The 22,606-nt window shown below is 39.9% G+C and carries 21 protein-coding genes; 4 read left to right on the top strand and 17 right to left on the bottom strand.

The window, feature by feature from the left end:
* Nucleotides 1–41: 41 nt before the first annotated feature.
* The 4 genes from QL229_RS15685 to sdhC are packed head-to-tail and all read right to left on the bottom strand — an operon-like array spanning nt 42 to nt 3,257.
* Nucleotides 42–758, bottom strand: coding sequence for a succinate dehydrogenase iron-sulfur subunit (locus tag QL229_RS15685; protein WP_135924754.1), 717 nt, complete (start codon nt 756–758; stop codon nt 42–44).
* A 10-nt stretch (nt 759–768) separates the two neighbouring features.
* Nucleotides 769–2,541: a succinate dehydrogenase flavoprotein subunit gene (gene sdhA, locus QL229_RS15680; RefSeq protein ID WP_135924757.1), complete on the bottom strand. Its 1,773-nt coding sequence runs from the start codon at nt 2,539–2,541 to the stop codon at nt 769–771.
* The gene (sdhD, locus tag QL229_RS15675; protein WP_135924759.1) at nt 2,542–2,889 is read right to left on the bottom strand and encodes a succinate dehydrogenase, hydrophobic membrane anchor protein; all 348 of its coding nucleotides are present in this window, start codon (nt 2,887–2,889) and stop codon (nt 2,542–2,544) included.
* A complete protein-coding gene (gene sdhC, locus QL229_RS15670; RefSeq protein WP_075593614.1) occupies nt 2,880–3,257 on the bottom strand; it encodes a succinate dehydrogenase, cytochrome b556 subunit in 378 nt (125 codons plus the stop codon). The genes sdhD and sdhC overlap by 10 nt, the downstream gene beginning before the upstream one ends.
* Nucleotides 3,258–3,665: 408 nt before the next feature.
* Between sdhC and QL229_RS15665 the strand changes: the two genes are divergently transcribed.
* The 3 genes from QL229_RS15665 to QL229_RS15655 all read left to right on the top strand — a co-directional run bounded on the left by QL229_RS15665 (nt 3,666) and on the right by QL229_RS15655 (nt 6,705).
* A complete protein-coding gene (locus QL229_RS15665; protein WP_135924762.1) occupies nt 3,666–4,952 on the top strand; it encodes a citrate synthase in 1,287 nt (428 codons plus the stop codon).
* Between the two features lie 111 nt (nt 4,953–5,063).
* Nucleotides 5,064–6,278: a SufS family cysteine desulfurase gene (locus QL229_RS15660; protein ID WP_138557565.1), complete on the top strand. Its 1,215-nt coding sequence runs from the start codon at nt 5,064–5,066 to the stop codon at nt 6,276–6,278.
* A 13-nt stretch (nt 6,279–6,291) separates the two neighbouring features.
* Nucleotides 6,292–6,705 carry a SufE family protein gene (locus QL229_RS15655; RefSeq protein WP_135924768.1) on the top strand — a complete coding sequence of 138 codons (414 nt, stop codon included), beginning with the start codon at nt 6,292–6,294 and terminating at the stop codon, nt 6,703–6,705.
* A gap of 3 nt (nt 6,706–6,708) precedes the next feature.
* Here the strand turns inward: QL229_RS15655 and tcdA are convergent, their stop codons facing one another.
* Genes tcdA through QL229_RS15620 form a run of 7 tightly spaced genes read right to left on the bottom strand, consistent with a single transcriptional unit; the run spans nt 6,709 to nt 13,774 of the window.
* Entirely contained in the window at nt 6,709–7,503 is a 795-nt protein-coding gene (gene tcdA, locus QL229_RS15650) for a tRNA cyclic N6-threonylcarbamoyladenosine(37) synthase TcdA (RefSeq protein ID WP_138557566.1), read from the bottom strand.
* Nucleotides 7,504–8,178: a TIGR01621 family pseudouridine synthase gene (locus QL229_RS15645; RefSeq protein ID WP_138557567.1), complete on the bottom strand. Its 675-nt coding sequence runs from the start codon at nt 8,176–8,178 to the stop codon at nt 7,504–7,506. It lies immediately after the preceding gene.
* 3 nt (nt 8,179–8,181) lie between these two features.
* The gene (kdsB, locus tag QL229_RS15640; RefSeq protein ID WP_138557568.1) at nt 8,182–8,937 is read right to left on the bottom strand and encodes a 3-deoxy-manno-octulosonate cytidylyltransferase; all 756 of its coding nucleotides are present in this window, start codon (nt 8,935–8,937) and stop codon (nt 8,182–8,184) included.
* Nucleotides 8,925–9,122, bottom strand: coding sequence for a Trm112 family protein (locus QL229_RS15635; protein ID WP_036968654.1), 198 nt, complete (start codon nt 9,120–9,122; stop codon nt 8,925–8,927). The genes kdsB and QL229_RS15635 overlap by 13 nt, the downstream gene beginning before the upstream one ends.
* Nucleotides 9,112–10,089 carry a tetraacyldisaccharide 4'-kinase gene (gene lpxK, locus QL229_RS15630; protein ID WP_138557569.1) on the bottom strand — a complete coding sequence of 326 codons (978 nt, stop codon included), beginning with the start codon at nt 10,087–10,089 and terminating at the stop codon, nt 9,112–9,114. The genes QL229_RS15635 and lpxK overlap by 11 nt, the downstream gene beginning before the upstream one ends.
* Nucleotides 10,089–11,831, bottom strand: coding sequence for a lipid A export permease/ATP-binding protein MsbA (gene msbA / locus QL229_RS15625; RefSeq protein WP_135924777.1), 1,743 nt, complete (start codon nt 11,829–11,831; stop codon nt 10,089–10,091). Before msbA ends, lpxK begins: the two co-directional genes overlap by 1 nt.
* 59 nt (nt 11,832–11,890) lie before the next feature.
* Nucleotides 11,891–13,774 (bottom strand): DNA internalization-related competence protein ComEC/Rec2, encoded by a 1,884-nt coding sequence (locus QL229_RS15620; protein ID WP_138557570.1) that lies wholly within the window; start codon nt 13,772–13,774, stop codon nt 11,891–11,893.
* 360 nt (nt 13,775–14,134) lie between these two features.
* Between QL229_RS15620 and QL229_RS15615 the strand changes: the two genes are divergently transcribed.
* Nucleotides 14,135–14,644, top strand: coding sequence for a DUF2062 domain-containing protein (locus QL229_RS15615; protein ID WP_135924782.1), 510 nt, complete (start codon nt 14,135–14,137; stop codon nt 14,642–14,644).
* Between the two features lie 86 nt (nt 14,645–14,730).
* Here QL229_RS15615 and QL229_RS15610 read toward each other — a convergent pair whose 3' ends face one another.
* The 6 genes from QL229_RS15610 to pyrD all read right to left on the bottom strand — a co-directional run bounded on the left by QL229_RS15610 (nt 14,731) and on the right by pyrD (nt 22,592).
* Entirely contained in the window at nt 14,731–16,473 is a 1,743-nt protein-coding gene (locus tag QL229_RS15610) for a DUF3466 family protein (protein WP_138557571.1), read from the bottom strand.
* An 11-nt stretch (nt 16,474–16,484) separates the two neighbouring features.
* A complete protein-coding gene (locus QL229_RS15605) occupies nt 16,485–18,395 on the bottom strand; it encodes an ABC transporter ATP-binding protein (protein WP_135924787.1) in 1,911 nt (636 codons plus the stop codon).
* A gap of 14 nt (nt 18,396–18,409) precedes the next feature.
* Complete coding sequence (locus tag QL229_RS15600; RefSeq protein ID WP_138557572.1) at nt 18,410–18,643, bottom strand: glutaredoxin family protein; 234 nt, start codon at nt 18,641–18,643, stop codon at nt 18,410–18,412.
* Nucleotides 18,636–20,753: a bifunctional 23S rRNA (guanine(2069)-N(7))-methyltransferase RlmK/23S rRNA (guanine(2445)-N(2))-methyltransferase RlmL gene (rlmKL, locus tag QL229_RS15595; RefSeq protein WP_138557573.1), complete on the bottom strand. Its 2,118-nt coding sequence runs from the start codon at nt 20,751–20,753 to the stop codon at nt 18,636–18,638. Before rlmKL ends, QL229_RS15600 begins: the two co-directional genes overlap by 8 nt.
* Nucleotides 20,754–20,931: 178 nt before the next feature.
* Nucleotides 20,932–21,462: a cell division protein ZapC domain-containing protein gene (locus tag QL229_RS15590; RefSeq protein WP_138557574.1), complete on the bottom strand. Its 531-nt coding sequence runs from the start codon at nt 21,460–21,462 to the stop codon at nt 20,932–20,934.
* A gap of 119 nt (nt 21,463–21,581) precedes the next feature.
* Nucleotides 21,582–22,592, bottom strand: coding sequence for a quinone-dependent dihydroorotate dehydrogenase (gene pyrD / locus QL229_RS15585; protein WP_138557575.1), 1,011 nt, complete (start codon nt 22,590–22,592; stop codon nt 21,582–21,584).
* Nucleotides 22,593–22,606 lie beyond the last annotated feature (14 nt).

The following is a 22,606-nucleotide window of genomic DNA, read 5'->3' as shown; positions in this document are numbered from 1 at the left end:
ACAAGGTGGTTAATCACTTAACCACCTTACATATTCAAGCTTTAAACAGCGCGGTTTAAAAGCATTGATTTGATTTGTCCAATTGCTTTAGTCGGATTAAGACCTTTAGGACACACGCTAACACAGTTCATAATACTGTGACAACGGAACACGCTGAACGCATCGTCAAGATCTGCAAGACGCTCTTCAGTCGCTGTATCGCGGCTATCAGCCAAGAAACGATACGCATGAAGAAGACCCGCAGGACCGATGAACTTGTCTGGATTCCACCAGAACGAAGGACACGATGTAGAACAACATGCACATAAAATACACTCATATAAGCCATCTAACTTATCACGTTCTTCGATAGATTGAAGACGCTCACCCGCCGCTGGCGTGTCATTAATTAGATAAGGCTTAACTTTTTCGTATTGAGTGTAGAACTGACTCATGTCAATAACAAGGTCACGTACCACAGGTAAACCAGGTAATGGACGAATTACGATTTTACCTTTGCCACCTTTAAGTAGCGTTGATAAAGGAGTAATACATGCTAAACCGTTTTTACCATTCATGTTGATACCGTCAGAACCACACACACCTTCACGGCATGAACGACGGAATGATAATGTTGGATCTTGCTCTTTTAATTGCATTAGAGCATCCAATACCATCATATCTTGGCCTTCTTGCGTTTCTAGCGTGAAGTCCTGCATACGTGGTGCATTATCAACATCTGGATTGTAACGATAAACGGAAAATTGTACTTGTGCCATCGTCTCGCTCCTAGTATGTACGTGCTTTAGGTGGGAAAGCTTCACGCAGTTTCGGCGCGTAGTTTACTTCACGTTTTGTCATTTCATCTGTAACTGGGTTAAAGATAGAGTGACATAACCAGTTATCGTCATCACGATCTGGGAAGTCAAAACGAGAATGTGCACCACGGCTTTCTGTACGGAAGTTTGCAGCTACTGCAGTTGAGTAAGCTGTTTCCATTAAGTTGTCTAACTCTAGACATTCGATACGCGCAGTGTTGAACTCTGTTGACTTGTCGTCTAGACGAGCGTACTGCAGACGTTCACGAATTTCTTTAAGTTCTTTAAGACCTGTAGCCATTGCATCACCTTCACGGAATACCGAGAAGTTAAGCTGCATACACATTTGTAGGTCTTTCTTAATTTGAACTGGGTCTTCACCTTGGCCAGCTTTAGAGCTTTCCCAACGGTTGAAGCGCGCAAGAGATGCTTCAAGGTCTGATTCAGACGCATCTTTACCTGCTTCAACACCATTTAGGTATTTACCTAAGAAGTTACCAGCTGCACGGCCGAACACAACTAAGTCAAGAAGTGAGTTACCACCTAGGCGGTTAGCACCGTGTACAGATACACAGGCAATTTCACCCACAGCGAATAAACCTTCAACTACTTTCTCTTGACCATTTGCATCGATTTGTAATGCTTGACCATTTACGTTAGTTGGTACACCACCCATCATGTAGTGACATGTTGGAATTACTGGAATTGGTTCTTTAGCTGGGTCAACGTGTGCGAATGTTTTCGCAAGGTCACATACACCAGGAAGACGTAAATTAAGCGTCTCTTCACCTAAGTGGTCAAGTTTAAGCTTGATATGTGGACCGTAAGGACCATCGCAACCACGACCTTCACGGATCTCAGTCATCATTGAACGAGCAACAACGTCACGAGATGCTAAGTCTTTAGCATTTGGCGCGTAACGTTCCATGAAGCGTTCGCCGTCTTTGTTTAGAAGGTAACCACCTTCACCACGACAACCTTCAGTTACTAGTACACCAGCGCCTGCGATACCTGTTGGGTGGAATTGCCACATTTCCATATCTTGCAATGCAACACCAGCACGGGTTGCCATACCAACGCCGTCACCTGTATTGATGTGTGCGTTAGTTGTTGATGCGTAGATACGACCTGCACCACCTGTTGCTAAAACAACGGCTTTTGATTTGAAGTAAACAACTTGGCCTGATTCAATGTCGATTGCTGTACAACCAACAACATGACCATCGCTGTTTTTAACTAAATCTAGTGCATACCACTCTGAAAATACGTTTGTTTTGTTTTTAACGTTTTGCTGGTAAAGACAGTGTAACAGTGCGTGACCCGTACGGTCAGCTGCTGCTGCAGTACGTGCTGCTTGTTCACCACCAAAGTTTTTCGACTGACCGCCGAAAGGACGTTGATAAACACGGCCATTTTCAAAACGAGAAAATGGTAAGCCCATGTTTTCTAATTCAGTAATAGCTTCTGGGCCTGTTTTACACATATATTCGATAGCGTCTTGGTCACCGATAAAATCAGAACCTTTAACAGTATCGTACATGTGCCATTCCCAGTTATCTTCATGCGAGTTACCTAACGCAACAGTAATGCCGCCTTGTGCTGACACAGTGTGAGAACGTGTAGGGAAAACTTTAGAGATAAGTGCACAGGTTTTGCCTGATTCAGTAATAGCAAGTGCTGCGCGCATACCCGCGCCGCCTGCACCAATTACTACTGCGTCAAATTCACGAACAGAATAATTCACTTAAACACCCCATAAAACGATTAGACCAATTGCTACGTAAGCAACGGCCATAAGGTTTAATACAAAGCCTAAAACAGCACGTAATTTCGCATTTTTGACATAGTCAGTTAGAACTTGCCAAAGACCGATACGGGTGTGAACCATAATGCAAACAAGGGCAATTAGTGTAAACCCTTTCATTGCTAGATTAGAGAATAGGCCTTGCCAGGCTTCAAAAGTGACTTCTGGTGTACATAAAAAATAGCCGATAATAAAAATCGCATATGCGCTGATTATTAATGCTGTTGTACGAAGTGATACAAAATCTTGTACACCATCACGTTTAAGAGTTGCTTGATTTAAAACCATATCCACACTCCTGCTAGAATTGCAGCTACAACACCTAAAGCCATCGCAACTTTAGCGCTGAAGTTACCTGATTCAAGTTCTTCCCAGTGACCCATATCCATAATGATGTGACGAACACCACCGATTAGGTGATATGCCAACACAGAAATGGTACCCCACGCTATGAATTTGGCAATGAATCCGCTGAACAGACCCTTGACGAATTCAAAACCTTCTGGAGAAGAAAGAGACTCAGACCAAGCCCAAATGACAAACGTTAAAGCAAAAAATAGTGCCACACCGGTGACGCGGTGAAGAATTGATGCTTTAGCCGTTGCCGGCATAGATATAGTTGTTAGATCTAGATTTACAGGTCTTTGCTTTTTCACAGTTACTTGCCCATCTTGCCCACTTAGGAGCTCATCTACTTGTTTTTCTAAACCCATCAAAATGAATTTCGATGGAACTATCTAAGTAAACCGTGTTGATACACAAAAAGTTCACACTTATGCAAAACTTAAATGTAAAAATAAAGTTTACCTACAGACAATACGGTATAAAACCTTGGATAGTATATATAGCCAAAGGTCTTTTTACAATTCTTGTTTAGTAAGAGTCGTTTGCGAATTAGCCAATGGTATAATATTTAATCCTGGCAGAATATTTATTATCCATTTATGCATAATGTTTATAAAAATTGACTTTACACCCCTCTTTCACGTTAAAATGAAAAGAATGTGCTTAAACAGATTCAGAACATAACAATCAGAGTTGTTATCTTAATAGGAGATAAATAGATGGCGGATAATAAAGCCACGGTCCATATTGATGGTCTTGATCCAATCGAACTTCCAATTTACCAAGGCACTGCTGGCCAAGACGTAATCGACGTACGTACGTTAGGTTCTCATGGCTACTTCACTTACGACCCAGGTTTCATGTCGACCGGTTCTTGTGAATCTTCAATCACTTATATCGACGGCGGTAAAGGTGTATTACTACACCGTGGTTACCCAATTGAGCAACTAGCTGATGAGTCTAACTACATCGAAGTTTGCTACTTACTGTTAAACGGCGAATTACCAACTAAAGAACAATACGATGAGTTTGCAAAAGAAATCACGCATAGCACTATGCTTGATACTAAAATCGCAAACTTCTTCCAAGGTTTCCGTTTTGATGCTCACCCTATGGCGATGCTATGTGGTGTTGTAGGTGCTTTATCTTCTTTCTATCACGAAGATTTAGACATCACTGATGCGACACAACGTAAAACTAGTGCAATCAAACTAATAGCTAAGTTACCAACAATCGCTGCTATGGCTTACAAATACAACGTAGGTCAACCGTTTGTACACCCGCGTAACGATTTAAGCTTTGCTGAAAACTTCTTACACATGATGTTCTCAGTACCTGCTGAAGAATATAAAGTTAGCCCTGTTCTTGCTAAAGCAATGGATAAAATCTTCATGCTTCACGCAGACCACGAGCAAAACGCTTCAACTTCAACTGTACGTTTAGCTGGTTCATCAGGTGCAAACCCTTACGCGTGTATCGCGGCTGGTATCGCATCTTTATGGGGTCCTGCGCACGGTGGTGCTAACGAAGCATGTCTTAACATGTTAGAAGAAATCGGTTCAGTAGACCGTATCGACGAATACGTTGCTAAAGCAAAAGATAAGTCAGATCCATTCCGTCTTATGGGCTTCGGTCACCGTGTATACAAAAACTTCGATCCACGTGCGACAGTAATGCGTCAAACATGTCACGAAGTACTAGCTGAGTTAAATATTCAAGATCCACTTCTTGATATCGCAATGAAGCTTGAGCAAATTGCACTAGAAGACCCATACTTCGTTGAGAAGAAACTTTACCCTAACGTAGACTTCTACTCAGGTATCATCTTAAAAGCTATCGGTATTCCAACAAGCATGTTCACTGTAATCTTTGCAATGTCACGTACTGTTGGTTGGATCTCTCACTGGGATGAGATGCTTTCTCAACCTGGTCACAAGATCAGCCGTCCTCGTCAGTTATACACTGGTGAAACTTCACGCGATTACGTACCAACAGACAAGCGTTAATACGAATTTGCGTTTAAAAAAGGCCGCTATGCGGCCTTTTTTGTTGCCCTGCACTTGTCTATTTGTGCAAAGTAATTAAAATCGTCGCATTCTCGTAGCTTAAGGCCTTCCATGTTCGATATTGCAAAAATACGCGCTGACTTTCCATTACTGAATGAAACGGTTAATGAGCAGCCTCTGGTGTATTTAGACTCAGCAGCGACCTCACAAAAGCCACAAGCAGTTATTGATGCCCTTGCCCGTTTTTATAGTCATGAGAATGCCAATGTGCATCGTGGCCGTCATACACTCAGTGAAAACGCGACCCGCCAATATGAACACACCAGAACGCTACTTGCAGATTATTTTTCTGTTAAAGCCAATGAGTTAGTGTGGACCAAAGGAGCGACTGAATCGATTAATTTAATCGCAAATGGTCTGGCTTCTCGGCTTAAACCAGGCGATAAAATTGCAATCTCTGCGATTGAACATCACGCCAACATAGTGCCATGGCAACAACTAGCACAGCGTACCGGTGCAAAACTGATTATTTTACCTATTGAAGATGACTTGGTCATTGATAGCGTAAAGTGCTGTGAGTTTATAAAACTGTATCAGCCTAAGGTAGTTGCTGTTACTCATGCATCAAATACATTAGGTAATATCACTGATTTAGCGCCTATCATTACAGCATGTAAAGCCATTAATGCTATTTCTGTCATTGATGGTGCGCAGGCTGCGATGCATTTACGCCCTAATCTAAAAGAAATTTCTTGTGACTTTTACGTATTTTCTGCCCATAAAATGCTCGGGCCGACAGGTTTAGGTGGTCTATATGGCCGATTTGAACTGTTAAATTCGCTCGATGTTTATCAAACCGGTGGCGAAATGATCGAAACAGTGAGCCTCACGCAAAGCACTTTTCGGGATGCACCGGGTAAATTTGAAGCAGGAACACCTAATATTGCGGGTGTAATCGCCTTTAGTGAGGCAATAAAGTATTTAACATCGTTAGATTTTCAGCAAATGCGTCAACATGAGCATACAGTTTTTGACTATGCGATAAAACAATTATCAGCTATTGATGGTATTAATATCTATTCAAACCAAATACATAACATCGGTAACATTAGTTTTAATTATCGCGATGAACATCCCTTCGATTTAGCCACTCTGCTTGATGGGTTTGGCGTTGCCGTGCGCAGTGGCCACCATTGCACACAACCTATAATGAGCCATTTGCACATTCCTGGTACAGTAAGAGCAAGCTTTGCGTTATATAACAATAAAGATGATGTAGATGCGTTTATTGATGCTCTTAAAAGCAGTATTGAGTTATTAGATTAAATTTGGATAAGTTATGAATTCAACGTTTGAAGCCGTTAGTAAAAACATTGAAACAGCTGCAGGTTGGCAGCAAAAATACCGCCAGATAATGCTATTAGGTAAGCAATTACCAGTTATGCCAGAAGTGCTTAAAGTAGATGATGCCCTAGTTAAAGGCTGCGAAAGTAAAGTGTGGCTATATATCGACTTTGATCATACAGAAAATAGCCTTGTTTTAGCTGGTGATTCAGATACCCGTATCGTTAAAGGACTATTGGCTTTAATTTTAGCCTTATACAATGGTCTAACACCGGAACAAGCAGCACAAATAAATGCCTATGATGAATTTGAACGACTCGGTCTAATTAGCCATTTAAGCCCTTCTCGCGGCAATGGCATCAAAGCCATGGTTGATAAAATTCAAACCATGGCTGAGCAAAACCGCTAAATGTTATAAAGAACGCTGTTTTTTATCTAAATATTTTCTGATTGCTTTGGCTGCGACAAAAAAGCCAAAGCTTCCTGTTACCATTGTGGCTGAGCCAAAACCATTGTTACAATCCATATTCATTGAACCATCTGCGCCTTGTTTTGCTTGGCAAACTTCACCTTCAGAGGTTGGATATACAAGCTGTTCAGTTGAATAAACACAATCTACGTTAAATTTACGCTTTGGATTGCTACTAAAGTTGTACTGTTTTCGCAAAATATACCGTACTTTTGCAAGCAAAGGATCATGGGTTGTCTTAGCTACATCACCAAAGCTAATTTGGCTCGGATCAGTTTGTCCGCCTGCGCCACCGGTTGTAATAACGGGTAATTTTATACGCTTACAATGTGCGATTAACGCGGCCTTTTCTTTCACTGCATCAATACAATCAATCACATAATCAAAGCCTTGAATATGCTCACGAATGTTATCTAGCGTTATAAAGTCATCAATAACATTAATTTTGATGTCTGGGTTTATCAGCTCACAACGTGTTTTCATCGCTTCAACTTTTGCTTCACCTACGGTGCCAGTCATAGCATGGATTTGACGATTAACATTAGTTGCACAAATATCATCAAGATCTATTAAGGTTAGTTGTCCTACACCCGTGCGAGCTAGCGCTTCAGCGGCCCAACTACCTACACCACCAATACCAATGACACAAAAATGTGCTTGTTGTAACCAATCAAATTGCTGATGACCATATAAACGTTTAATGCCACCAAAACGGATGTCTTGTGTTGTTTCTTTCATTTACCAATCCAACGTCCAAGGAGCTGTCCACTCTTTGAATTCGTCTGAGTTAAAAACTTCATTGAGATGAGCACCCAAAGTGTAATCGCATCGATACTCTTTAAGCTGCCCTTTATAGCTAAATTGTAGTGCATAAGCATGCAAATTTGTGCGCTCGTCTTTACTTCCTGCATACGTGCTATCACCAAGAATTGGCGCACCCAAGCTTTTCATCGCGACTCTTAGTTGATGTGTTTTACCCGAAAAAGGTTTTAATAGGTAGGCACGTAGCCCAGGGCGAATACTTTTTGAATAAAAGCGGGTAACAGCCGGGTTGGTTTGGCTTTTTAGCAATTTAAAAGCGCCCCGACGACTTTTTTCCATATCCCCTTTTATCCAACCTTGTTTCTTCTTTGGTTTTGCATCACTGAGTGCAAGATAAAATTTATGCACTTGATGGGCACTGAATAGTGCAGTGAACTCTGCTGCTGCTTCTTTGTGACGGGCTAAAATAATTAAACCCGAGGTGACTTTATCAAGGCGATGTACAGGATATAGTTTTTCGTTTACAAGTTGCTCTGCAAGTACAACAAAACCAGCACATTCTTCACTATGAAAGCTTACACCTGCTGGTTTATAAAATACAAAAAAGTCATCTTCACTTGCATGAAGATGAACTGTATTTACATCGTGCATTGGTTATTTACTCAGCACTGCAATGACGCGGGCTAAGTCCTCTGGCGTGTCTACACCTGCTTGTGGAGCACATAATGCCTTAGCTATTTTGATTTTATAACCATGATAAAGCACACGAAGCTGCTCTAGAGATTCACGGACTTCTAACGGAGATTCTGGCAGCTCAATATATTGAGTAATAAACCCTGCTCGGTAAGCATAAATACCAATATGGCGGGCATAATCATCAAGATTGATTTTATCAGTTTGATTACTCATCATCGCATCACGATGATAAGGAATGGTTGCACGCGAAAAATACACTGCATTGTTGTGCGCATCGCTAACCACTTTTACACAATTAGGGTTAAATATATCGTCGATATCATCAATACTTGTGCTCAATGTTGCCATAGGCGCGTCAGAATCAGCGAGCAGTTTAGCCACTTGCGAGACATTTTCACTAGCTAATAAAGGCTCATCACCTTGCACGTTAACGACAATGGTATCACTTTCAAGTTGGAGTTGTTCAACAACTTCAGCTAAACGTTCTGTCCCTGATTGATGATCTTCACGCGTCATTAGAACATTACTTGTAAACTCACTAACAGCGTCAAATACTGCTTGATGATCGGTGGCAACATAAACGTGTGATGCGCCTGAAGCAACTGCTTTGTCATAAACATGTTGGATCATTGGCTTACCACATATATCAGCAAGTGGTTTAGCTGGTAAACGTGTCGATGCGTAACGGGCAGGAATTACAACTACGAATTCCACTTATCAACCTCTTCTTGGCTTAGTTCACGTGCTTCATTTTCTAAAAGCACTGGGATATCGTCTTTGATTGGATAAGCAAGTTTCGCTGCTGTACTAATCAGCTCTTGATTTTCTTTATCAAGACGTAATTTACCTTTACACACTGGACAGGCGATAATTTCAAGTAATTTTGTATCAAAGGCCATTGAGGATCCCTTTTTGTTTTAATAATAAATTTAGTTTTTCGATAACCGTTGTTGTCGGCTTTGCATCAACAGGCAAATAATACCAATTTGGCTTGGCAAAGCTAAAGCATTTAACTGCATCTTTTTCTGTCATAAAAACAGCGTCATCACCAAACATGGTAAAGTCACTTGCTTGGTAGGCATAGTGATCACGAAAATGATGGGTCGATAGCAAGTTAATGCCTTGCTGCTCTAGACTTATCTCAAAGCGTTTCGGGTTACCAATAGCACTGACGGCGTGGCCTTTATCTTGAACTGAATTGGCGAGTTTTGAATCACTCACGGTTCGAAATGGGCTCGATGCTAAATCATAGCGGCTTTGTGCATTGCCGCCATTTTCAATAACTAAATCAACCGATTTTAAGCGCGCTTTGGTTTCACGAAGTGGACCTGCTGGCATTAATAAACCGTTACCAAACTGGCGTTCACTATCAACAATACAGCATTCTATATCTCGGGCCATTTTGTAATGTTGCATACCATCATCAGAAATGATGACATCAATATCGTGCTGTTCTAATTTTTTAATACTGGCTTGACGGTCAGGTCCAACCATAACAACACAACCTAAACGACGTCTAATAAGTACAGGTTCGTCACCCGCTTGTGTTGTAGTCGTCTCATCAGTAACTAACAATGGATACGAGTCAGACTGACCACCATAACCACGACTGATCACCGCCACTTTTAAACCTTGTTGTTTTAAGAACTCAGCAAGCCATATTACAAATGGCGTTTTGCCGTTGCCACCCACACCTATGTTACCAACCACTATAACAGGTACATGCGCTTTAAAAGCCTTCAGAATATTAAGCTTGTATAGCAATACACGAAGTGTTGAGATTAGCCAAAAAAGCACACTCAAAGGTAAGAGTAAAACACTGAGTAAACCTGGTCTTTTATACCAGCTTTTTTCAATAACACTCACTACTGCTCACCAAATTGCATTTTACAAAGAGCGGAATAGGTGCCGTCTTTTTCAAGCAGCTCGCTATGCGTGCCCTTTTCGATAACCTGACCATGATCAATAACATAAATACAATCACTGTTTTCTATTGTTGATAAACGGTGTGCTATCACAATTGATGTTTTTTCTTTCATTAAGCTATCAAGTGCATGCTGGATCAGCTTTTCAGACTCAGTATCGAGAGCTGATGTCGCCTCATCGAGAATTAAAATAGGTGCATCTTTTAAAATGGCACGTGCAATCGCGATACGTTGACGCTGACCGCCAGATAACATCACGCCGTTTTCACCCACCATGGTATTTAAACCTTCTGGCAAGTCTTTAACAAATTCCCAAACATGGGCTTGTTTGGCAACCGCCATTAACTCTTCATTACTGAGTTCACGTTCAAGGCCATAGCATATGTTATTTGCAATAGTATCGTTAAATAACACCACTTGCTGTGAAACCAATGCAAATTGCTTACGAAGATCCGTTAGCTTGTAGTCAGCGATATTGACACCATCGAGTAAAATTTCACTTTCACCTTCTAGTTCATAGTAACGTGGCAATAAATTTGAAATGGTCGATTTACCAGAACCAGAGCGCCCCACTAATGCAATGCTTTCGCCGGCATTAATCGTTAGCGACAAGTTTTTCAAAACTGGTTCATCTTTAGTTGGGTATTTGAAAGTAACGTTGTTTATTTCAATGTGCCCTGTCACTTTATCAATACTATAGGTGCCAGTGTCTTTTTCTACATCTTCATCAAGTACCAAAAAGATACTTTGTGCTGCAGAAATACCACGTTGTAAGTCACTATTTACATTTGAAAGTTGCTTAAGTGGACGTAATAACATCATCATTGATGATATTAGTAATACGAAATCACCAGAGCTGATTGTGTCTATCATTGATGGCATTGACACGACCCATAAAATCACTGCCATTGCGCTCGCAGCTAAGATCTGAATAACCGAAACACTTAACGCCTTTGTTGCATCCATTTTAATGCGTTGCTGACGATTATGGTTATTAATCGCTGAAAACTGAGCAATCTCTTGCTGCTGACCACCAAATCCGTGGATTACTTTATGCCCAGAGAGCATCTGCTCTGAACTACGAGTAACTTGCCCCATCGCAGATTGAATTTTTTTAGAGATCATCCGAAAGCGTTTCGATACAAATGCAACAATCACTGCCACCAGCGGAATAATAACCAAGAAAATCAGCGATAACTTCCAACTTGTATAAAACATATTGAAAAGTAAAAAAACAACAAACGCCCCTTCTCTCACCACAATTAACAGCGCTTTAGTAATTGCCTGTTGTACTTGCTCTGTATCGAAAGTGATTTTAGAAATTAAATCACCATTAGAATTTTTGTCATGAAAAGACACAGGTAAATGTAATATATGTTCGAATAATTGTTGGCGAAGAGTTCTAACAACTTGGGAGCCAACATAACTCAAGCAGTAAGATGACATGTAATTAAACATGCCTCGACCAAGCACTAACGCGATAACAACGAATGGTGCATAAGTTAATACATCAGTATTACGAGCATTTAAGCCTTCATCAATAAAAGGTTTCATTAAATTGATAAACAGTGCATCCATGGCAGAATAGCCAACCATGCCAACAATGGCGAAAAACGCGATTAATTTATAATCACCCACATAACTGATTAATCGCTTATAAATTTGGGATGTAGTTTGATCCATAACACTCTCTTATTCATAGACTTCGACTATTGTAGCCTTATGGGGGTAAAAACAAAACGTCAATCTTGTTCGAACCAGTAACTTTCATGCTCGCGAGCTGATTCAACTAAAAAGGTATCGTTATAGAATTTGATTCTAATATGGCCACTGTCTGCTGTACTTAACTGCGCTATATCACGGTCTTGATAACGTTTTACAACCTCAGGGTGAGGAAACTGCCACTGCCCTTGGTATGCACTTGAGTGGATAACCAGTTTAGGCCGCACCTGCTCAATAAACGCCTGACTTGACGATGTATTACTACCGTGATGAGGGCTGACGAGTACTGTCGCTTGCAGGTCTGGGAGCCTGGTAATGAGTTGTTGCTCTGCTTCAGCAGAAATATCGCCGGTTAATAACACAATATACTCACCCGACTTCACCCTCAAAATGCAAGATTGATCATTGTTATTATCACCAGGCATACTAAAGCTAGTTAAACTAACATTGCCGATTTTTAAAAGCTTTGGCTCACAACGAGCATTCACGCCATGCGGATGAAAATACTTTAACGTTGCTCCAAAGCCATTTTCATTCCAAGAGTGAAGACCTCCAATGTGGTCATTATCTTGATGACTTACTATAGTGGCAATCACCTCAAGCTTAAGCGCATTTATGTTTGCTAATAAAACTGACTGAATATAGTCATATCGACCAAAATAACGTGGCCCTAAATCATAGACCACCGCCTTATTTTCTTTGCTGAGCATCACCATTAAGCCATGACCAACGTCAAATACATCTAACTGAAAAGTGCTTTTCGGCGACAAAAGCCAATCAAAAGTTACAATCAATACAGGAATAATGGCAAATGCTCGATAAGGATAACAAAGAAACAATAACAGAGTGCTGTAAATCAAAACTAAGGTATTGAACTCAACAAATGCGAACTCAAGCCAGCGCCATTGTTTTGGGACTAACATTATCGATTGATAAAGGTAATTTAAAACAAAATCTAAGCCATATAAAAGTAGCGGTAAATCTAAAAGTAAGGATAAAAAACTGTACAAAACTAAGAATGGTAAAACAATGACACTAATTATTGGCACAGCGACTAAATTTACCAGCAAGCCAATCGTACTTACGCCATCAAAGTAAAACAGTGACAATGGCAACAGGCCTATAAATAACGCTAATTGTATTAAGCCAAGCTGTATAACACGTCTGTAAAAACCTAAGTTTTTGCCAAGAGAGCTTCGAATAACAAGAAAAATAATAGCAACAGCAATAAAACTAAAATACAAACCGGGGTTTAATAACGTAAATGGATCAATAATCAGCACTAGTGTAAGAGCATAAAGAATTGTTCGCCATCGCAATGGATTCTTATTTAAGATGTAGATAAATAGCAAACAGCCTAACATCAACAATGCGCGCACTGCTGACACGGCAAAACCACTTAGATATACATAGGTAGCTGCAAAACAAAAACCTATCAGCATAAACCAACTATTAATCTGACGGGTTTGAGACACAGGTATTCGCATTATACGGGTGATATATTTACTAAAGTAAAAGCCGATTGCATATACAAGCCCGATGTGTAGTCCTGAGATTGCCAAGAGATGGCTTATACCTAATTCACGTAGTTGTTGTTTATTTTGTTGCGATATTTTGCTTTTATCGCCAGTTAGCAAAGCATAGTAAAGCCATTGTAATTGGCTGCCAGTAGTTATAGTCGATATATAATTGCGATATACCTCAGTACTAGTAGGTTTACCAGTCTGATTTTCTATCTGTATTTTAGAAACTGTGCGCCCTTTATAAAAAAGTCTTTGTCTAAACGCATGTCGTTCACGATCAAAACTATTATAATTTTTTACGCTTCTAAACGGCTTAAGCTTTATTCGCGCACTCACTTCATCACCAACCATCAGTTTTTGCGCTGTGCTAACACTAATCATTGCTAAAGGTGGTTTTAATTTAGAGAGACTGCACCCCTGTATGCTTTTCAGGCTTGCTTTAACGTAGAAAGGAGACTGGGCTGAGTGTATTGAAATCACTTGAAAATTAGCAATTACTGGTTTTTTAGGTCTTAAGTCGCATTCGCTTTGAGAATAAAAGACTAAGTAATGAAAAAATACTAAAAAAATACCGCAAATAAACCCTGACAATATTGGCAAAAAAGGCTTAAAATAGGCAGCTGCTAAAATAACAGCAAAACTTATTAGATAAAACACTGCAGTGTTTGCTGTATAAAGGGTAATAAAACAACCCAATATAAAACCACTGCATAACCAAACAGATGTAAATGGTTGCTTTAAATGGCTAAGAAAACGATCCAACGGTTTTTACCTGATCACAACAAGGTAAGAGATCATAAATACTTAAGAATTTTTGGCCGTTTATTACATGATGCCAATTTATGGCATTTAAATCGCCGTTCTGCTCGAGGAGCATTTGCTGTAGGTTTATTTTTTGCTTTCATCCCTGTTCCTTTTCAAATGGTTCTAGCAGCCGCCCTGGCCATTCCATTTCGTGTAAACTTGCCTATTTCTGTTGCTACGGTGTGGATCACAAATCCACTGACAATGCCTCCTATTTTTTACTGCTCGTATATTGTTGGAACAATTGCCTTAGCGCAACCTACACAACACTTCCATTTTGAGCCTAGCTGGCAATGGTTTTTAGAAAGCTTAACAACCATTGGTCCGGCTTTCTTAGTTGGTTCACTTATTTGTGCAACAGCCGCGGCTATACTTGGCTATTTCGTAACAGATATGCTTTGGAAGCGCTCTGTAAGAAAAGCATGGTTACATCGACATCAAAAATAAAAAACTGACAATTCAAATATGAGTATAGACAAAAAACCCAGCTGTAAGCTGGGTTTTTTAATGTAGTTGAAAAGTTATTTTTTACGCTACTTTGCTTTAAAAAAGCGACGTGCCGCTGCAAATGGTAACAAGATTAATGCATACCAAGGGAAGCTTGCAGACTGACGCTCATATTGCTCAACTTCTTCTGCAGGGCACTCTTCAATTGAACCACTAATTGGTGTCAACTTAACAGGTACTGCAATACTTTCATATTCAACATTACCGTTAAGATCGACTACCGTGTTACCGAATGAATCTGTTTTTTCTACCGTTTTGGTAGCAACACCAAATATTTCATTATTGTTGTTAATCGACTTGGCTTCAGCAACAACGTATTTAAATCGTGTTTCACCATCTTCTTCATAGCAAGGTAATAAATCGTTTAAATTTACGACTTTATCTTCACCGATAGTGTACATAAAGCCTTCACGACGACGTGTAGACGTATTGTAGATATCGGTTTCACCCTCACCAACAATCACACCATTATCATTTATGTCATTAGCGATTGAGCTAGAACTTGAGAAATAATCTGTCGGGAAAACAACACTGTCACTTTTCTTGTCGTAATAGAAAAATTTAGTACGGTTTGTACCTTCGATTCTTTTGGTTGCATAACCAACCACAACATCGTCATTATTGATAGCTAAAGGCTGACCCGAGGTCCAATCATCTTCTTGGTCAAGAAACTCTTTTACTTCACCATTCTCAAAAATAACCGGCATAGTGATACGAATATCTCGATCTTTATAGCGAACATCTGAAGTACCAGCTATTACCCCATTTTCATTAATGACAAAAGCGCTGCTTCTAAATGCAAAATCTTCGTCATCTTTTGGCGTAAGACCTAAGCCAAATATTTCCGTATTGATAATATTTAGGTCGTTATCCAAGGTCCATTTAACGGCTCGTTTATCGAAAATACCCGTACTAAAGCTACGATTAAGCGTTTCAACACAATCTGAAACTGGCTCATCTTCGTTATCGCAACGATCGTCAATATCATCTTGAGGATCAACTGGAATACCGGTAGATACGGTACCTACTACTTCGTAGCCACTATTGGTTTTGACTATGTCATATGCGGCACTAATACCACCGTGCTCATCAAATTCAGGAACTAAAGGTACTTCGACACCATTAGCACCAATAACAATACCGCGACTTATAAAGTCACGTAAGAAGTGAGTTTCTTCTTCGGTTTCATCTGTTTGGGTAAAGGCGGTCTTTTCGTAAGGCGCACTGCCCCAGCCCACCATCACGCCATCGTCAGCAACAGCAGATAGAAGGTTTGATGTTGAGCGAGTTAAGCCATCATAATCAAGCGATGCTTCATCAAATAAAACCTGCTCTTGAGACCCTTCAGCAGTATAAGTAGTGGCAATTGCACTCGATATTTTTTGATACTCAGAATCATTAGGACGACTATCAGTAGATAAAAACCAAATCATAAATGCGTGTGCATCAGCATTGGTATTCACTGCATCGTTATTTTGGATATCATCTAATGTAAACGTAATTTCTTTGTCAATTGACTCAAATCGCGCTTTTTCTCGGTCGTAGGCGTTTTTAATGTTGCTTGCATCAAAATCGATATAAGAAACGTCTACAGGTAGTTTATAGGTACCATTTGCAAGACCAATGATATGACCGTTTTCACTAACATCCGTTATATAATTATGCTTAGAGCCTTCCAGACCACCTAACTCTTCTAATTTATAGGTCGCGCTCATCGCTGAGGTACTTAGAGTAGCTAAAATACTGGCAGCGAGTAATTTATATTTCATTTTAATCCTTACTACTGATTCTTTAAATCTTCGAGTTCTTCCCAGCGCTCAAAAGCGGCTTCAAGCTCAGACTCTAACTGGGCTAAATGGTTCAATGCTTCTGATGTAATTGCAGCATCTTGCTTAAAAAAGTCAGGGTCATTGACCACAACTTGCTGAGCATCGAGCGCTTTTTCAAGTTGTTCCACTTTACTGGGTAATTCCTCTAATTCAAGTTTTAATTTGTAAGAGAGTTTATTACTTTTCTTTTGTGGTTTATCTTGGTTTTGCACCACGGGTTTTTCTTGCTTAGTTTGTTGCTGTTGTTGTTTCTCTTGCTCAACTAAGTAGGCAGCATAAGCCTCATAGTCACTGTAGCCACCAATAATATCGGTAATCTTACCATCACCTTCAAATGCCCAGACTGAATTACAGGTATTATCTATAAATTCGCGGTCATGGCTAACAATAAGCACGGTACCTTGATATTGGTTAATAATATCTTCAAGTAATTCTAATGTTTCGATATCTAAGTCATTGGTTGGCTCATCGAGTACCAAAATATTAGACGGCTTTAAAAATAGCTTTGCAAGTAACAAGCGGTTCTTCTCACCACCAGAGAGTGCTTTTACAGGTGTGCGGGCTCTTGCCGGTGGAAATAAGAAGTCTTGTAAGTAACCAAGTACATGACGTGAGCGCCCGCCCATCATCACTTCTTGCTTACCTTCAGCTACGTTGTCTTGTACTGTGGCTTCTTCATCAAGCTTTTGACGATATTGGTCAAAATAGGCAAATTCTAAATTAACACCTTGCTTAACACTTCCGCTATCTGGTGTTAAGTCACCAAATAAAATTTTAAGCAGTGTTGTTTTACCTATACCATTTGGGCCTACAAGGCCAATACGGTCGCCACGCATAACAAGTGTAGAGAAGTCTTTAGCGATCACTTTGTCTTTAAATGCATGACTTATGTTTTTCGCTTCAAAAACAAGTTTGCCTGAACGCTCAGCAGTTTCAATGTTGAAATCTGTTTTACCAACCTGCTCTACTCGCTGCTTGCGCTCTTTACGCAACTCTTTTAATGCGCGAACGCGTCCTTCATTACGTGTTCTACGGGCTTTTATACCTTGGCGGATCCACGCTTCTTCTTCGGCTAAGCGTTTATCAAATAGCGCGTTTTGCGTTTCTTCTACCTTTAAATCATGCGCTTTTTGTTCAAGGTATGTTGCATAATCACCCGGATATGAAATCAGTTTTCCGCGGTCTAAATCAAGAATGCGAGTAGCTACTGCGCGAATGAACGCACGGTCGTGAGAAATAAAAACGATACCGCCTTTAAATTCTTTTAAAAATTGCTCGAGCCAAATAACACTACTCATATCCAAGTGGTTGGTAGGCTCATCAAGTAGCAATAAATCAGGCTCACTAACTAGGGCCCTTGCTAAAGCAACCTTACGTAACCAACCGCCTGATAATGATTCAAGTTTAGCCTCTGGATCTAGCTCTAGGCGCGATAACACAAGTTGAATACGCGTATCAAAACGCCAGCCGTCAACTGTTTCTAATTGATTTGATAAGCGCTCTAACTTATTTAGTAACTTATCGTTATAGTCTGTTTGCATCTGATTACTAACTTGGTGATATTCAATCAATAAGTTAGCAATATCTGGCATACCCTGCGCTACATAATCAAATACTGAGCCTGCAGCCCCCTTTGGTGGATCTTGCTCTAGACGCGAAATTCGTATACCACTTAGTTGGTTTATTTCACCATCATCCAAGATAACTTGGCCATCAAGTACTTTAAGTAATGTTGATTTACCTGCACCGTTACGACCAACAATACATACACGCTCACCCGACTCAATAACTGCATCAGCATCATCTAGTAACGGATGCGTACCATAAGCGAGTTGCGCTTTGGCTATTCTGATTAAATCCATCGTGATTACTACTCTTATTCTTTATTATCAGCAATAAATTGCGCTAATCGCTGTGCATCAAAAGGCCAAAATAATTTTTCGCCTTGATGAGCTTCAACAACCGGAATACTGGTTTGGTAAAGCGCGATAAGCTGTTCACTATCCATGATATCTTTTGCAGCAAAGGAAACGTTTGCTGCAACTAATAATTCATCTGCCATTTCACACAAATGACAGCCATCTGTGTGATACAAGGTAAAACTAGCCATGTGTAATAAGCCAACTATTATGAATTTGCTTATTGCGTTTAAAATCTGGCGATAAAGTTTTGTCAGAAATATTCTCTGCTTTTAAGCCAAGCCCCATTAAACCAACTTCATCCATGATAAAGCCACGCTTGTTGTTAGAGAATATAAGCGTGCCATTTGGACTTAAAATCTTTTTAACCCAAGTAAGGAGCTTGATATGGTCGCGCTGAACATCAAATGCGTCTTTCATACGTTTTGAGTTTGAGAACGTCGGTGGATCTAAGAAAATTAAATCATATTGACCTTGTGCGTATTCAAGCCATTTCAAGCAGTCAGCTTGCTCAAAACGAAAACGAGTATTGCTCAAGTCATTAAGCGCGAAATTCTCTTGCGCCCATTTTAAATAGGTCTTTGACATATCAACGGTAGTAATTGCTTTGGCACCACCTATCGCAGCATGAACAGATGCACTGCCCGTATAAGCAAACAAGTTTAAGAAACGTTTACCTTGTGCGTTTTGTTGAATATAACGACGAGCCAAACGGTGATCTAAGAATAAACCTGTATCTAAATAATCAAATAGATTTACTTTAAATTTAGCACCAAACTCTTCGACTACTTGTGTGCGATTTTGTTTTGATACCTTAGTATATTGCTCTTCGCCTTTTTGCTTTTTGCGTACTTTAACTGCGATATTCTCTGGCGCAATTTCTAACTGCTCAGCGGTCAGGCTAATCACATCTTGTAAGCGCTTTTGTGCCGTAGTGTCATCGATTTCTTTAGGTGCGGCATATTCAAAAATAACCGCTGAATCATCGTACACATCAACTGCAACGTTATATTCTGGAATATCCGCATCGTAGACACGATAACAGCTTACTTCATTTTGCTTTAACCAGTTTTTCAAGTTTTGCTTGTTTTTCTTTAAGCGGTTTGCAAATGCTGTTGAACCTTCAAAATTAAGAGCTGGTTTATCTTCTTTGCTTAGCTCGACTTGTTTATCGTCAAGTTGATATAAATTTAGCACCACATCTAACGGGCCATTTTTGAACTTATAGCGTTTTAATTTAACAAGCTTTAATAACTTAAATAGGCTTTCGTCGGTGCCAAGTAAAGCAAGCTTCCAATGGTTAAAGTGCTTTTTGAAGCCAACACCTAAGCTTCGGTGTAAGTTAACCAACTCTGCCATCGAGCCTAAACGCTCACCATAAGGTAAGTTTGAAATCACCACACCAGGAAGCTTAGCAACTGAGGTAAGCTTTGTTGCATCGCTTTGTTTAAATTTAATTACATTACCAAGGTCTGCGCGTTCCGCGTTTTCTTGTGCTTTTTTAATTACACCAGCATCAATATCATGTCCAATAAGCCAAAGCTTTGGATCAGTAATTTGAGCTGTTAGTTCTGCTTTTAACTCTTTGTATTTTTGGATGCGGAAACTTGGTAGGCGCTCAAATGCAAAACCTTCGCGGAATAAACCAGGGGCTTCATTACGAGCCATGCTTGCTGCTTCAATTAAAATGGTACCAGCACCGCAACATGGATCAAATAAAGGTTGTTGTACATTTTCAAGCCAGCCACTTCGCTTTACAAGTGCTGCAGCTAAATGCTCTTTAATCGGTGCTTTACCTTGGTCTTGACGATAACCACGTTCAGATAAACGTGGACCTGAATAGTCAATATAAAGCGCAACACCTTGGCGATTTAATCTTGCTACAACACGCACATTAGCGTTGTACTTATCAACATCTGGGCGCTGTTCAAATAGATCTGAAAAATAATCAACAATCGCATCTTTTACGACAAGACCAGAGAACTGGGTATTTTTTAAATCGTTGTTAGTACCACTAAAATCAACAGCGAAAGTTTGTTTTGGGCCAAACCACTCTTGCCAAGGCTGTAGTCGTGCAAATTGATAAAGGCTTTCTTTGTCTTTAACGCCTTCTTTCTCTTCTATCAGCATCATGATACGAGTGGCGAAGCGACTCGATAAACAAATTTTTTGTGCTAACAAGCTATCTGCTTCAAAACGTACAGAGCCCACGGTTTGTTTAGAGACTTCTGCACCAAGTGCTGTAAGCTCATCAACAAGTAAATTTTCTATTCCGATAGAAGTAAGTGCGATAAATTGCAAAGTAAAAACCCTTAAATGCTAATTGCGCGGGATTATAGCATAGCTTGGCGAACAAAAACGCCAACATTTGCAGGGATATTAGCTAGATTTTTACTTAGCCCACTAGGTTGCGAATCTCTCGCCGCGATTAAATTGCCGCTAAAGTGAACATATTTTAATTCACAAAGGTCAACACGCCCTATGCCGATTTAAACTGTTTTTGTTGAATATAAACAGGATGGATACGATTATTTAGAACCTTGATGGCTTCAAACTGCTCTAGAGATAGATTTTCGTCTAACTGAAAGTGTGCGCTCAGATTAATGCAAACAGATGCTTCTGGTGAATGATCAACAATTAAAAACTCACCATCTTGTGCCTTAGAGTATAACTTTACAACCGCTTCAACACTTGGCTGGCTACCCTGGTATTCATGAAAAAACCAACTCTTTGCAAGTACTGGCTTCAAATGAAATTTAACTGCTGTAGCGTTAAGAGCAATTTGGCAAAGCTCTGCCGGACTCCATAATGAGAATGTTTCAAGATATTGATAAACTTGCTGATAAAATGCAGCATCTTCAAGACTGAAGTTTGGCTCTTGTAAAACAGCATCAGTAAGTTGGCGTAATTTGTAAGGTGTGCACAGTTGCATATCTTGGTCAAGGTCAACCAAAAGACGATTATTTTTTGCACAAGCAAGCCATTTCCATTGCTTCGATGCTTGTAACATGTCTCCTCCCTAACTTAGAATTCTGTGCGATTAATCATAAATTATAGCTAAGCCTGACCATTAATAAAATACTTTTTTAGAACATTTTATTAATGATCAAATGCTTAGATAACTGATCCTTATAAGCCGTTAAGGATCGTTTTTACCAATTCTGGGCCTTTATAAATAAAGCCAGTATAAACTTGTACAAGGTCGGCACCCGCTGCAAATTTTTCTTTTGCAGATTCTGCATCATCAATACCACCCACACCAATGATAGGTAACTTACCATCAGTTAAGCGCTTCAGCTCACTAACCACGTGGGTTGAGCGCTGACGTACTGGTTGGCCAGATAAACCGCCCGCTTCGTTTGCATATTGTTGGCCTTGTACTGCCGCACGCTCAAGTGTGGTGTTTGTAGCAATAACACCATCGATCTTATTGTTGATCAATGACTCACTAACTTGCGCAATTTGTATTTCATCAAGATCTGGGGCGATCTTAACAAGCATAGGCACTTGTTTGTTATGCTTTGCAGCTAAATCAAGTTGTTCATTCTTTAAGCTTTGTAGCAAGTCATCAAGCGCTTCACCATATTGTAAATCACGAAGACCCGGAGTATTTGGTGAAGAAATATTTACTGTGATGTACGATGCATGCTCAAATACTTTGCGCATACAATGAATGTAGTCATCTTTACCCTGCTCGTTTGGTGTATCTTTATTTTTACCTATATTTATACCTAGAATACCGTCATATTTCGCCGCTTTTACGTTATTAACTAGGTTATCAACGCCTTTGTTGTTAAAGCCCATACGATTTATGATCGCATTTGATTCTGGTAAACGGAAAATACGCGGCTTATCGTTACCAGCTTGAGGGCGAGGAGTAACAGTACCCACTTCAACGAAGCCAAAACCCATTTGTGAAAATGCATCAATACACTCTGCATTTTTATCTAAGCCTGCCGCTAAACCTACTGGATTTTTAAATTCTAAACCCAAAAAGTTAACTGGTTTATTAGGGACAGATTGAGACCACGCTGCACTCAATGGAGTATGAGCAAATCGGCGTAAATTATTAAGTGCAAATTCATGAGCCCACTCCGCATCACGGGTAAACATAAAACGGCGAGCTAGATCATAAAACATGGTTTGTTCCTTAG

The sequence above is a fragment of the Pseudoalteromonas sp. PAR1 genome, assembly GCF_947311895.1.
In the GTDB taxonomy this organism is placed as follows: Bacteria; Pseudomonadota; Gammaproteobacteria; order Enterobacterales; family Alteromonadaceae; genus Pseudoalteromonas; species Pseudoalteromonas lipolytica_C.
The sequence above is the reverse complement of the archived record's forward strand: the minus strand, read 5'-3'. Positions and strand labels throughout refer to the sequence as shown.